Origin of the sequence: Bradyrhizobium sp. KB893862 SZCCT0404 (genome assembly GCF_018130885.1) — a bacterium.
Taxonomy (GTDB): domain Bacteria; phylum Pseudomonadota; class Alphaproteobacteria; order Rhizobiales; family Xanthobacteraceae; genus Bradyrhizobium; species Bradyrhizobium stylosanthis.
This window is the reverse complement of sequence record NZ_JAFCLT010000002.1, coordinates 907,433-919,598: the sequence shown is the minus strand read 5'-3', so window position 1 is coordinate 919,598 and position 12,166 is coordinate 907,433. Positions and strand designations below refer to the sequence as shown.

Sequence of the window (12,166 nt, the reverse complement as noted above, 5' to 3'; positions counted from 1 at the left end):
GCGGCGCGCCGCGGCTGAGCGTGGCGCATTGGGCGGCGTTACAGAACCTGCTCTCGACCACTGCGCAAAATGGCGCCTGCGTCAAACTGACACAGGCCTGTCATTCGCGGTGTTTAGAAGATTTCTGATCGTAAACATCCTCATTTTTCGGGGCGTCACAAAAATGAAATCGAAACTACTGACGACGGCTGCGATTGTCGCGGCCGCGAGCGCGCTCGCCTGCACTCTTCCCGTCCTCGCGGACGATTTCGGCCGGGACCGCGATCACGGCCATGATCGGGACGATCATCACCGTCATCCGCATGACATTCATACGGAAACGCCGATCAAGCATCTCGTGATCATCTTCAACGAGAACCGCTCCTTCGACCATTATTTCGCGACCTATCCGAACGCGGCCAATCCGTCCGGCTCGATCCCGTTCGTGCCGAAGCCGCATACGCCGAAGGTCAACAACCTCGCCAACGCCAATCTGCTGGTGAACAACCCGAACAGCAATCCGGCCAACGGCACCGGCGCGACCGACCCGTTCCGCCTCGACCGCACCCAGGCCAACGCGCGCTCCCAGAACCATTCCTACACGCCGGAACAGCAGGCCGTGGACAACGGCAAGGACGATCTGTTTCCGAAGTACACCGGCCGCGGCACCGCCGGCGGCGCCGGTGCGTTCGGCACCAACGGCCAGGTCATGGGCTATTTCGACGGCAACACCGTCACGGCGTTCTGGAACTATGCCCAGCACTTCGCCATGAGCGACAACAACTGGACGGACACGTTCGGTCCCTCGACGCCGGGCATGCTCGAGGTGGTTGCCGCACAGACCAATGGCGTGCAGAACGTCGTCGGTACGTCATCGTCGATCGCCGACGGCCAGGGCGGCCTGACGCTGATCGGCGACACCGACCCCGGCCACGACGCCTGCTCGAGCACCACCAGCACGATGCTGATGGGCGGCAAGAACATCGGCGACCTGCTCACCGACGAGCACATCAGCTGGGGCAGCTTCATGGGCGGCTTCGACCTGACGCTCAAGAACGCCAACGGCACCACCGGCTGCGCGCGCAGCACGTTCTCGGGCAACGTCAACAGCACCGTCGTCGACTACATCCCGCACCACGCCTTCTTCCAGTATCATGCGTCCACGGCGAACCCGACCCACGCGCGCCCGACTTCGGTCCACGCGATCGGCCATACCCATGATCTCAACGGCAAGGTCGACCCGGCCAACCACAATTACGACCTCGAAGACCTCTATGCGGCGATCAAGGCCGGCAATTTCCCGGCCGTCTCCTACGTCAAGATGCCGGCCTACCAGGACGGTCATGCCGGCAACTCCGACCCGCTCGACGAGCAGGCCGGCAATGTCGAGCTGATCAACTTCCTGCAGAAGCAGCCGGAATGGCGCGAGACCGCCGTCATCATCACCTATGACGACTCCGATGGCTGGTACGATCACCAATACGTCGCGCCGAAGAACGCCTCGTATGACGCGACCGCCGATCAGATCAACGGCGCCGGCCTGTGCGGCCTCGGTCCCAACAAGCAGCCCGCGCCGAAAGGCCTCTCCGGCCAGCCGGTGAACGGCCGCTGCGGTCCGGGCACGCGCGTTCCGCTGATCGTGGTCTCGCCCTACGCCAGGACCAACTACGTCAGCCACACCTACACCACGCAGGCGTCGGTGGTCCGCTTCATCGAGGACAACTGGATGCACGGCAAGCGTCTGGGCGGCGGCGCGTTCGATGCCGGCGCCGGATCGATCATGGACCTGTTCGACTTCGATCATGATCACAGCCACGACCTCCGGGCCGATGCGCTGTTCCTCGATCCGACCTCCGGCACGGTGATGACCAGCCCGCCCGACGAGCATCACCACCACTAGGACATCAGTTCATATGAACAGCCGCACCATGTGGCTTCTCGGCGCCGGCCTGCTTTGTCTGGCCGGCGCCGTCTTTGCGGCCGAGACAAATCCGGCTGGCATGAACCCGAATCCGGTTCAGCTCAGACGTTCGCCCGTCGCCCCGCTGTCGGCGATGGCGCAGCTCGGCAAGGAGATTTTCTACGACGCCTCGCTGTCGTCTTCGGGTGCGCTGTCATGCGCGTCCTGCCACAGCCCCGATCACGCTTACGGCCCGCCCAATGACGGCCCGGTCATGCTCGGCGGCGCCGACCTGTCGCGTCAAGGCGCGCGCGCGGTGCCGTCGCTGACCTATCTGGACCGTCACCCGAATTTCAGCATCGGCCCCGACAAGGGCGACGACGACAACATCGTCGATCTCGCGCAGATGGCCGCGATCGGCCAGCAGGCCGCGCGCACGACCAAGACCGCGGGCGGCTCCGGCGCGTCCGCAAACATCGTGCCGCAGGGCGGCCTGTTCTGGGATGGCCGCGCCGACACGCTGCAGGATCAGGCGCTGTTTCCACTGCTCGATCCCAACGAGATGGACGGCGGCAGCGCCGGGATCGTCGCGGACAAGCTGCGCCGTGCGCCCTATGCCGGCCGCTTCGTCGAGCTGTTCGGCGCCGGTGTGCTCAGGAATCAGCGGCTCCTGATTGCGGAGGCGATGTTTGCGGTCGCGCGTTATCAGGTCGAGGAGCCGAGCTTCCATCCCTACACCAGCAAGTACGATTACTGGCTCGAAGGCAAGGCGCGCCTTTCCGAGAGCGAGCTGCGCGGCCTGCAGGCGTTCAACGACCCTGACAAGGCCAATTGCGCGGGATGCCACACCTCGGCGCCGACGCGCGACGGCCTGCCGCCGCTGTTCACGGACCATCAGTACGAGGCGCTCGGCGCGCCGCGCAATGCCGCGCTCGCCGGCAATCGGGACCCCGGCTATTTCGATCTCGGCGTCTGCGGCCCGCAGCGCACCGACATTCCCGAGCAGACGCAATATTGCGGCATGTTCCTGACACCGACGCTGCGCAACACGGCAACCCGCCACGCCTTCTTCCACAACGGGGTCTTCAGCACCCTTCAGCAGGTGATGGATTTCTACAATTTCCGCGACACCAATCCGGACAAGGTGTTTCCGCGCGCCGCCGACGGCACGGTGCGGAAATACGACGACCTGCCGGCAAAGTATTACGCCAATGTCGACGTCACCGATCCGCCGTTCGACCGCCACCCCGGCGACAAGCCGGCGATGACGGAGCAGGACGAGGCCGACATCATCGCGTTCCTGAAGACGCTGACGGATGGCTACAAGATAGAGAACTAACGCGCCTTGATCTCCGCGTATTTCGCCATCGCCTTCTCGAATTTCCGGTTGAACAGCCACATCGCGGCAAGGATCTCGCGGAAGCTCGCCGAAGTGCGCGCCCGGTCGGCCTGGCCGAACGCGAAGATGCTGTTGTTGCGCAGGTGCTTCATGACCGTGGGGCTGGACACCCGGTAGTTCAGGAGATCGCCCGATTTGAGTGCGGACCTGGTCGGGGTCGGCACGATCTGGATCAGCTCGAACAGCTTCATCTGGTCGATCGGGTCGGGCAGCGTCTTCACGATCCCCGGGATCTCCCGGAAGAGATCGGCATGCGCGTTCATCAGGCCGTCGCGCACATTGGTCCAGTGATTGAACCGGTGATCGGTGCCGCGGGCACGCGCTTCTTCCTTGTCGTCGCGCGCATTGATCTCGGGATCTAGCGCTGCGATCTCGCCCTTGATGGCCTCCCATTTCCGGCGGCCGTTGCGGTCCTCGGAGGGGCCGGTCTGGAAGCTGCCCATATAGGTGTTCGAGCGTCCGTTGCGGACATTCTGCTTGCCGTTGGTTTCGGCAAAGAACAGCCCGAGGCTGATGCGGCCGGCGGCTTCGGCGTGTTGAGGCCCAAGCCCCTTGGCGCGGGCGATCGCAGCAGCGAGATCGACGACGTCCCTAAACGGCGTCGCCGAGTTCTGCGCGCCGGCCGGCGGCGCCTCCATGATGTCGAACAGCCGCGCATATTCGTCGATCAGGGGCTCGATCGCGGCGTCGAAATAGGCCGGGGGAATCTCGAACTTGTTGGGCTTGCCGATCCGCGACGGCATCGCGTCGGTCAGGTCCTTGTAAGCGCCGATCACGGCGACGCGGGCGAGATAGAGCGCCTGTCCCGGCAGGTTCGGCAGCGGCTCCTTCGCTTCGATCTGGCGCCCCCGCTCGGCGAGGATCGACTTGAATTCGCCGAGCGCGCGCTCATAGGTGGCGAGCGCCTCGGATTGTTTCGGGGTCGGCGCGCTGCCCTGTGCGATGGCGGGCGTCGTCACCAGGAAGGCAACGGTCGCGAAGGCCGCGGCGGCAAGTCGTCTCGATCCCATGGCTGGTTCCCGTCGATTCGATGGCCAGCGAGATCGTAAGCATCAGACGCGAGCAGCCGCAATTCTCCTCGTCACGCCACCCGGTATTCCGGCGCCGTCGCCAGGAACTTGGCATAGGCGTCCGCGTCCGGCGGCTGGAAATGTCCGGCGGGTCCGCCGCGTTTCCAGGTCGTCGCGCCGATATCGGCCATCAGCTCGTCGAAATGGCGGTAGTGATAGGGCGCGACGCAGAGGCCGCCATAGACGCCCGCGGCCGGCCGCTCGACGCGCTTGAAGTGCAGCATCATCTCGATGTTGTCGCGCATCGCCTGCGCCGTTGGCTGCTTCGCGAGCTGGCCGTCGGCATAGCGCACCAGCCAGTTGGCGGCGAGGTCGGCGCAGAGCACGGTGCAGAACGAGGAGTTGAAGCCGACGAAGCCGAGCTCGGGCAGATCCGGGTTGGCGATCAGGCGGTAGAGCCGGTATTGCCCGTCGGCATCGACCAGCTTCTGCTTGTAGGCCTCGGGGAGGAACGGCACGCCGAGCTTGTAGCCGATCGCGAGCACCGCGACGTCGGCCCCGATGCGCTCGCCGCCGCTCATCACGATGCTGTCGGCTTCGTAGTGATCGAACGTGCCGAACACCGCCTTGATGCGGCCGTCCGCCACCATCGGGTAGAAGCCGGGCGTTGCGATCGGGACCGAGCAGTTGACGCCGTCCTCGATCCGCTCCTTCGGTACCATCTTGCACTTGTTGAGCTTGAGCTGCGCCTTCAGCAGGCTCTCCAGCCCGCGCCAGTTCGCCCAGATGAGCGGCGCAGCGAGACGAAGCGCAAGCCGCGCCATGGGGCTCGCCCCCCAGCCCGGAAACATCTCCTCCTGGGCACGGATGTAGAGGATGCGCTTGAAGTTCACGAGGCCACCGATGAAATAGGGGATGCGCCAGACCGGCTCGCGCATCACGATGGTCACTTCGCGTGCGCCCGATTTCACCGCGTTCACGGCGATGTCGGTTGCCGATTTCGAGCCGCCGAGCACGACGACGCGGCGGCCTTTCGCCAGTGTGGGATCACCGTATTTCGACGAATGCAGGATCTGCCCGCCCTGGTCGAGGAAGCTGCCTTCGCCGCGGCAGTGCAGCTCGCGCGGCTCGTTGAACTGCCCGGTGCAGACCGCGACGAAATCGAAATCCTCGTTCGTCGGCGTGCCGCCCTTGCTCGTCAAGGTGAGCGTCCAGCCCGGCCTGCCGTCGGCGCGACGCGCCATGCCGGCGACCTCGGTGTCGAGGCGCAGCATGCGGTCGAGGCCGAAGCTCTTGGCGTAGTCGGCGAGATAGGCGTGGACCTGCGGCCCGGTGGGCCATTCCGGATAGCCTTGCGGCATGGCGCGGTCGGTGTAGCGGTAGAGATCCTTCGGGCTCTGGGTTTGCACCTCAGGGTAGGAGCGCGCCGGTTCCCAGACGCCGCCGAGATCGCCGCTGCGCTCGACGATGGTGACGCGGTGCCCGCGGGCGGAGAACGCCTTTGCGGCGGCAAGGCCGGAGACGCCGGCGCCGATCACGCAGACATGTTTTGGGCTGACCATGGGATTGCTCGCTATCGATGTGTTTCGCGCAAGCGGCCAGGTTCGGCCGCAAAGCGCGGCCGGCAGGGCCTGCAAGCAGATGAAAGTGGACGAGGGAGCGGCGTTAGTCGTTGGCCTCGGGCGGCAGGAAGTCGACCTCGTGAAGCGCCGAGATGCGCACCACTTCGGCGGGGTCGGTCAGATTGTGGAGCTGGTTGAACAGCGCCTCCAGCTTCTGCATCGGCGAGACCCAGAACAGCGCGCGGCAGGGCTTGTCGGACTTGTTGAAATAGCCGTGCGGAATGCCGCGCGGCATGCGCACGAGGTCGCCGGCATGGGCCTTCACCCATTTGCCGTCGAGCTTGAGGTCGAGCGTGCCCTCCTGCACCAGGATGAACTCGTCCTGGGTCGGATGGATGTGCACCGGCACGAACTGGCCGGGATCGCTGTTGGTCTCGAATGCGAAGGTGGAGTCGGTGACGGCCTTGGGGAAATAGACCTGACCCAGGATGTTCCAGGTCTTGCCGCCATAGCCCGTGCCGTTCGCGGTAATGCCTTTTTCGAGTGCAGTCATGGCTTGCTCCCTGATGGATTCCGGCGAGGACGGAGCTTCGGCCAGCCATGGGCCGCCTGTCTATCCGCTAAACGAATCCGGACGCGGCTGTTGCCGTGCAGCACGACGATTTTGCGCCTTGCCGCCCTTTTCGCGTTCGGGGAACTATTATAGGCTTAAAGCAATTCCGTGACGCGAAGCGTGGTCGACGATGTCCGCAGCCGTGCAGGAAATGAGCGCAAGGGCGTCCGCAGCCGAACGGCTTGCGGAGTTCGCCCGCGTCACCACCGACGACGTCGACGAGGCGGCCGAGCAGATCGGGCGCATCTTCTGCCCGCACGACCTCGCGCCGGCACGGCCGCGGGCGGCCGGCTTCTCCGCGCGGCACAATTGCGCGGCATTCTCGGGCTTTTCCATCAATTACGTCGCCTATGGCGGATCGGTCGGCATCGACCCCGGCTGCCTCGAGCGCTTCTTTCTGGTTCAGGTCCCGCTCAGCGGCGCCGCCCGCATTCGTGCCGGCGCCCGTGAGCTCGAGGCATCCCCGGGGCGGACGGCGTCGCTGCTGTCGCCGACCATCCCGACCCGGATGATGTGGAGCGATTGTGCGCAGGCGATCCTGCTGCTCGACCGCCGCATGGTGGAGCAGCGCGCCGCAGCGCTGGCGGGCAGGGCGGTCGGGCGGGTCGAGTTCGATCCCGCGATCGATCTGGACACGCCGGCCGGGCGCGGCCTGCAGGCCAGCCTCGCCGAGCTGATGCTGCTTGCCGAGCGTCTCGGTCCTTCCGGCCGGCTGTCGCCGCTCGCGATGGCCGATTGGCGCGAGGCGCTGCTGGACCTGCTCCTCAACGGCCAGCGCCATGGCCTGTCGGATGCGATCCGGACGTTCTCGGGGCAGGCCGAGCGGCTGCCGCGCGCACTGCGTGCCGCGCGCGACCATCTCCAGGACAATGCCGGCGAGCCGCTCGATCTCGCACAGCTCGCCTGCGTCTCCGGCATCGGCATCCGCGCGCTCCAACTCGGCTTTCGCCGTCACTTCGGCCTGTCGATCTCGGAGATGCTGCTCGACATGCGTCTCGCCAGCCTGCAGGCGCGCCTCGCGCAGGCCGCACCCGATGCGTCGATCACCGAGATCGCCTTCGATCTCGGCTTCACCCATCTCGGCCGCATGGCCGGCGCCTATCGCGAAAAGTTCGGCGAGACGCCGTCGGCGACGCTGCGGCGACGGATGAGCTGACGCGGAGCGCCTATTTGCGCGACCGCGTCGTGCCGCCGTCTTCGGTGGCCTGCCTGCGCAGAAATCCCTCGACATCCGCCTGCACCGAGTAGGGCGTCGGGATCGCGTCGCCGGCGGAATCGACGGCGGTGTCGAGCGAGCGGCGCAGCATGCGCGCCAGCTCGGCCTTGCGGTAGGGCTTCGTCAGCAGCGGCGCGTCCATGGTGGCGCGGCCCTGCGCGTGCAAGGAGTCGTAGGCGTAGCCGGAGGTGAACAGCACGCGCAGGGACGGCCGCGCGGCCACCATCTGCTCGGCGAGCTCGCGCCCGTTCATGCCGCCGGCCATCACGATGTCGGTGAACAGCAGGTCGAACGTCCTGCCCTCCGCGGCGACGGCGAGCGCTTCGGCGGCATTGGCGGCGGGGATGACCTTGTAGCCGAGGCTCTCGAGCTGCACCGTGACGTATTGGCGGACGTCGTTGTCGTCCTCGACGCAGAGGATGGTTTCCTGTCCGCCCACGATCTTGCGTTCGTCATAGCCGGCAGGGCGAAGCGTGCTGGTCTCGGCCTTCGGCAGATAGATCGTGAATGTCGTGCCGCGCCGTTCCTCGGAGGCGACCTTGATGCCGCCACCGGACTGCTTGACGAAGCCGAACACCATGCTGAGCCCGAGCCCGGTGCCCTTGCCGACGTCCTTGGTCGAGAAGAACGGATCGAAGATGCGTTCGAGGATGGCCGGCGGGATGCCCGAGCCGGTGTCTGCGATCTCGATCTCGACATAGTCGCCGGCATAGCCGGCGCCGACCGCGACCGCCTCGCGCACGCCGAACACGACGTTGCGCGTCGTCAGCGTCAGCCTGCCGCCGGCGAGCATGGCGTCGCGGGCATTGATCGCGAGGTTCAGCAGCGCCGCGCTGAGCTGGCCGCGGTCGGCGAAGGCGAGCCAGGCCTTGGCGTCGAGCTTGGTCACGATCTCGATCTTCTTGTCGAAGGTCGCCAGCAGCAGCTTTGCCAGCTCCTCGAGCAGCTCGTTGACGTCGATCTCGGCCGGCTGCAGCGCCTGCTTGCGCGCAAAGGAGAGCAGGCTCGAGGTCAGCGCCGCGCCGCGATCGGCGGCCTCGCTGATCAGCTTGGTGATGGTCGCGAGCGGCGGGTTGTCCTTCACGGCGTCGGCAAGGATCTCGATCGTGCCGGTGATCACCGTGAGCATGTTGTTGAATTCGTGCGCGATGCCGCCGGTGAGCTGGCCGACCGCCTCCATCTTCTGGGCCTGGATCAGCTGCTCCTCGGCAGCATGCCTGCGGGTGACGTCCTTGACGAAGGTGTTGATGAGATGGCGCCCGCCGAGATGCAGCGACGTGCTGGACGCCTCGATCAGGATCGCCTCGCCGTTCCGGTGGACGAGGCTGGCCTCGAAGCGGATGCCGATCGGCGCGTTCGACAGCTCGGGCAACAGCCGCATCATGCGTTGCCGAAAGCCGTCGCGCAGCGGTTCGGCGATCAGGAGATCGACGACATCGCTGCCGAGCGCCTCCTTGCGCGTCCATCCGGTCAGGGCTTCGGCCTGCAGGCTCCACTCCTGCACGATGCCGCGCTCGTCGGTCTGGACGAAGGCATCGAGCGCGGTCTTGATGACGGCCTGCGTCAGTTGCGCGCCGACCTGCGCCTGCTCGGCCAGTTGCGCGGCGAGGCGCTTGTTCTGTGACGTCTCGATCGCGCGCATGCAGGCCCGCGCGAGCAGGAGAGCGACGGCGCCGCTGACCGCGAGCGCGATAACCTGGGCAAGGCCGAACCCGGTTCCGGTCACGGCATGGGAGGCGAGCAGGGCCACGGCGGTCACGACGACCTGCGCGATCATCGCGAGTGTCAGAAGCCCCCTGAGTTTCATCTCTCACACCAGTGACGTCAGCCGCGGACCGCCCCAGCCTGTCGACGAGCCCGGCATCATGTGGGCTACAGACTGCCCGTGTCTCCGTCGAGGGTCAATTTGCAGCACCATGGCTGCCGGGAAAAACGACACGCCCTCAACCTGGCGGCGAATCGGTCTGGCGCAGCGTCGTGACCCAGATCGCGCGCGCTACCTGCTGGGTCGGGTTGTCGAACATGTGCGGCACGATGCTCGGAAAACGGAAACTGTCGCCGGCCTCCAGCACATGGGCCTGGTTGTCGAGCCACAGCCGCAGGCTGCCCGAGAGAATGTAGCCGGCCTTCTCGCCGGTGTGCTGCAGGAAATCGGTGCCGGAGGAAGCTCCGGGATTGAGCGTGAGCTCGTAGAGCTCCATCTGGCCCTTGCCCTCCGGCGTCAGCGCCTCCTTGACGACGCCGCTGGCGGTGAGCCGCAGCAGGCGCCGCGAGTTCTTGCGCACGATGTAGCGCTGCACGTCGGCGGCGTCGGTGGTCTCGAAGAAGTAGGAGATGGGAACGTCGAGCGCGATGCTGAGCAGGCGCAGCGTGCGGATCGACGGCATGGCGCGCGCGCGTTCGAGCTGGCTGATCATGCCGTTGGAGAGGCCGGTCTTGTTGGCGACGTCCTGGATCGAGAGCCCGGCGCGCTGACGCAGCAGCCGCACGGTTTCGCCGAGCCGCTGGTCAACCGCATCATCGGCCTCGATCGCCGGGGCGTCCTTGCTGCCGTTCGTATCGCCGCGACCATCCATGTCGCTCTCCCATGCATCGTCTCACCTGCGGACCGCATCGGTCCGAGGTTCAGTCACAGTGAAAAGGTCGCGCATACTAGCAATGCGATTGACAGCTGTATTTAGTCATGATGAACTTTTGATCGAAAAATTTAGAAGCACTAAAGCCCACTCCTGTCCCTTGCCGGGGTCTCGGGGGCGCGGGAGACGGTGCCGCGTGCGGGAACGGAGACTGGTCATGGCAGATGACACCAGCAGGTTCGGCGTTGGGGCGGTGCTTCCCGGTGGTCCCAGTCGCCGTCAGTTCTTCCAGCTCGGCGCGGGCGCTGCGGCGGGATGGAGCCTCGTCGGCAACGCCTTTGCCCAGACCGAACGCCCGACCAATCCGCCGGACAAGCCGCGCGGGCAGGTGATTGCGGCGCTGTCGCAGGAGCCGACCGTCTTTCATCCCTTGATGCCCGGCATCGAGGTCGATCAGGGCATCTGGTGGCAGGTGTTCTCGCTGCTCTGGTACATCGATCCCGACGGCAATTTCGTTCCCGATCTCGCGCGCGAAGTCCCGACCATCGAGAACGGCGGCCTCTCGGCCGACGGCCTGACGTGGAAGATCAAGCTGCGCAGCGACGTGAAGTGGCATGACGGCACGCCGTTCACGGCCGAGGACGTGAAATTCTCGCTCGAGCTGATCAACGATTCCAACTTCCGCGCCCGCAGCCGCGTCGGCCATAGCCTCGTCAAGGACATCAAGGTCGTCGCGCCCGATGAGATTCACTGGCGCATGGAAGCGCCATACTCGCCCTACATGTCGATCCTGGGATCGCTCACCTTCATCGTGCCCAAGCACATCCTGGAGAAGGTGACCGATCCGAACGCCTCGCCGTTCCACAATGCGCCGGTCGGCACCGGGCCGTTCCGCTGGGGCGAGCGCGTGCCGGGCGACCACATCCTGCTCAATGCCCACGCCGGCTATCACGGCAAGGGGCCCTACGTCGAACGCGTGGTCTTCAAGTACATCCCCGACCTCACCGTGCTCTACACCCAGTTCCGCACCGGCCAGGTCGACTACACCGGCCTGCAAGGCATCCTGCCGAACTTCGTGCAGGAGGCGAAGACGCTGAAGGGCCGCAAGATCTTCGTCTCCGCGACCTCGTCGGTGGAGCATATCGCGCCCAATCTCGAGTTCGGTCCCTTCGCCGACCGCGCCGTGCGCGAGGCGCTTTATCTCGCCATCAACAAGCAGGCGATCATCGACGCGCTCTATTACGGCCTGCCGACGCAGACCGAGAGCTTCGTGCCGCAGCAGGCATGGTCGTTCCAGAAGGGCCTGCCGCAGCACAAATACGATCCGGCCAAGGCCAACGCGCTGCTCGATGCCGCCGGCTGGGTGCGTGGCTCCGGCGGCATCCGCGAGAAAGGTGGCGTCAAGCTCGAATTCACCAACTCGACGACCTCGGGCAATGCGGTCCGCGAGCAGACCCAGCAGCTGCTGATCCAGGACTGGCGCGCGATCGGCGCCACCATGCGCGTCAACAACATGCCGGCCGCCGTGATCTGGGGCGACTTCTGGCAGCAGTCGAAATTCAACTCGGTGCTGGTGTCCGTGAACTTCATGCTCGGCTCGGACCCCGACGTGACGCCGCGCTTCGGCTCCGGCGCGATCCCCGCCAAGGGCGGCCGCGGCTACAACACCTATCAATACAAGAGTCCCGAGGCCGATCGCCTGCTCGCCGAGGGCGCCAAGCAGTTCGATCTCGGGCAGCGCAAGGCGACCTATGGCGATCTGCAGAAGCTGATCCGCGACGACCTCGCGATCCTGCCGATGTTCCAGGGCTTCATCGCCGAAGGCGTGAAGGAGGGGCTGCAGGGCTTCCGTCCCAACATCAACACCTCCATCAACTGCTGGAACATCCGCGAATGGTATTGGGCCTGATG

9 protein-coding genes are annotated in these 12,166 nt (G+C 65.8%); 4 read left to right on the top strand and 5 right to left on the bottom strand.

Features of this window, described 5'->3' with window-relative positions:
• Nucleotides 1–163: 163 nt before the first annotated feature.
• Nucleotides 164–1,879 (top strand): alkaline phosphatase family protein, encoded by a 1,716-nt coding sequence (locus tag JQ617_RS13155; RefSeq protein ID WP_212026656.1) that lies wholly within the window; start codon nucleotides 164–166, stop codon nucleotides 1,877–1,879.
• Between the two features lie 13 nt (nucleotides 1,880–1,892).
• Nucleotides 1,893–3,218 carry a cytochrome-c peroxidase gene (locus JQ617_RS13150; RefSeq protein WP_212026655.1) on the top strand — a complete coding sequence of 442 codons (1,326 nt, stop codon included), beginning with the start codon at nucleotides 1,893–1,895 and terminating at the stop codon, nucleotides 3,216–3,218.
• Here the strand turns inward: JQ617_RS13150 and JQ617_RS13145 are convergent.
• From JQ617_RS13145 to JQ617_RS13135, 3 genes are all read right to left on the bottom strand, one after another.
• On the bottom strand, nucleotides 3,215–4,288 hold the full coding sequence (locus tag JQ617_RS13145) for a hypothetical protein (RefSeq protein ID WP_212026654.1): 1,074 nt from the start codon (nucleotides 4,286–4,288) through the stop codon (nucleotides 3,215–3,217). The two genes, JQ617_RS13150 and JQ617_RS13145, sit on opposite strands and share 4 nt — an antisense overlap.
• A 71-nt stretch (nucleotides 4,289–4,359) precedes the next feature.
• A complete protein-coding gene (locus JQ617_RS13140; RefSeq protein WP_212026653.1) occupies nucleotides 4,360–5,850 on the bottom strand; it encodes a flavin-containing monooxygenase in 1,491 nt (496 codons plus the stop codon).
• A gap of 103 nt (nucleotides 5,851–5,953) precedes the next feature.
• Complete coding sequence (locus JQ617_RS13135; RefSeq protein WP_063689614.1) at nucleotides 5,954–6,403, bottom strand: cupin domain-containing protein; 450 nt, start codon at nucleotides 6,401–6,403, stop codon at nucleotides 5,954–5,956.
• Between the two features lie 190 nt (nucleotides 6,404–6,593).
• Here JQ617_RS13135 and JQ617_RS13130 point away from each other — a divergent pair, with 190 nt between their 5' ends.
• Nucleotides 6,594–7,619 carry an AraC family transcriptional regulator gene (locus JQ617_RS13130; RefSeq protein ID WP_212026652.1) on the top strand — a complete coding sequence of 342 codons (1,026 nt, stop codon included), beginning with the start codon at nucleotides 6,594–6,596 and terminating at the stop codon, nucleotides 7,617–7,619.
• Nucleotides 7,620–7,629: 10 nt separating this feature from the next.
• On the opposite strand, the gene JQ617_RS13125 is transcribed toward JQ617_RS13130, so the two are convergent.
• Entirely contained in the window at nucleotides 7,630–9,486 is a 1,857-nt protein-coding gene (locus JQ617_RS13125; RefSeq protein WP_212026651.1) for an ATP-binding protein, read from the bottom strand.
• 136 nt (nucleotides 9,487–9,622) lie between these two features.
• Entirely contained in the window at nucleotides 9,623–10,255 is a 633-nt protein-coding gene (locus JQ617_RS13120; RefSeq protein WP_212026650.1) for a cupin domain-containing protein, read from the bottom strand.
• A 217-nt stretch (nucleotides 10,256–10,472) separates the two neighbouring features.
• Between JQ617_RS13120 and JQ617_RS13115 the strand changes: the two genes are divergently transcribed.
• Nucleotides 10,473–12,164 carry a peptide ABC transporter substrate-binding protein gene (locus JQ617_RS13115; protein WP_212026649.1) on the top strand — a complete coding sequence of 564 codons (1,692 nt, stop codon included), beginning with the start codon at nucleotides 10,473–10,475 and terminating at the stop codon, nucleotides 12,162–12,164.
• Nucleotides 12,165–12,166: the final 2 nt, after the last annotated feature.

Excerpts from the sequence above, each read along its gene's own strand:
- JQ617_RS13145 (WP_212026654.1), bottom strand. The coding sequence starts at position 4,288 with ATGGGATCGAGACGACTTGCCGCCGCGGCCTTCGCGACCGTTGCCTTC.
- JQ617_RS13150 (WP_212026655.1), top strand. The coding sequence starts at position 1,893 with ATGAACAGCCGCACCATGTGGCTTCTCGGCGCCGGCCTGCTTTGTCTG.
- JQ617_RS13125 (WP_212026651.1), bottom strand. The coding sequence starts at position 9,486 with ATGAAACTCAGGGGGCTTCTGACACTCGCGATGATCGCGCAGGTCGTC.
- JQ617_RS13155 (WP_212026656.1), top strand. The coding sequence starts at position 164 with ATGAAATCGAAACTACTGACGACGGCTGCGATTGTCGCGGCCGCGAGC.
- JQ617_RS13140 (WP_212026653.1), bottom strand. The coding sequence starts at position 5,850 with ATGGTCAGCCCAAAACATGTCTGCGTGATCGGCGCCGGCGTCTCCGGC.
- JQ617_RS13130 (WP_212026652.1), top strand. The coding sequence starts at position 6,594 with ATGTCCGCAGCCGTGCAGGAAATGAGCGCAAGGGCGTCCGCAGCCGAA.
- JQ617_RS13120 (WP_212026650.1), bottom strand. The coding sequence starts at position 10,255 with ATGGATGGTCGCGGCGATACGAACGGCAGCAAGGACGCCCCGGCGATC.
- JQ617_RS13115 (WP_212026649.1), top strand. The coding sequence starts at position 10,473 with ATGGCAGATGACACCAGCAGGTTCGGCGTTGGGGCGGTGCTTCCCGGT.
- JQ617_RS13135 (WP_063689614.1), bottom strand. The coding sequence starts at position 6,403 with ATGACTGCACTCGAAAAAGGCATTACCGCGAACGGCACGGGCTATGGC.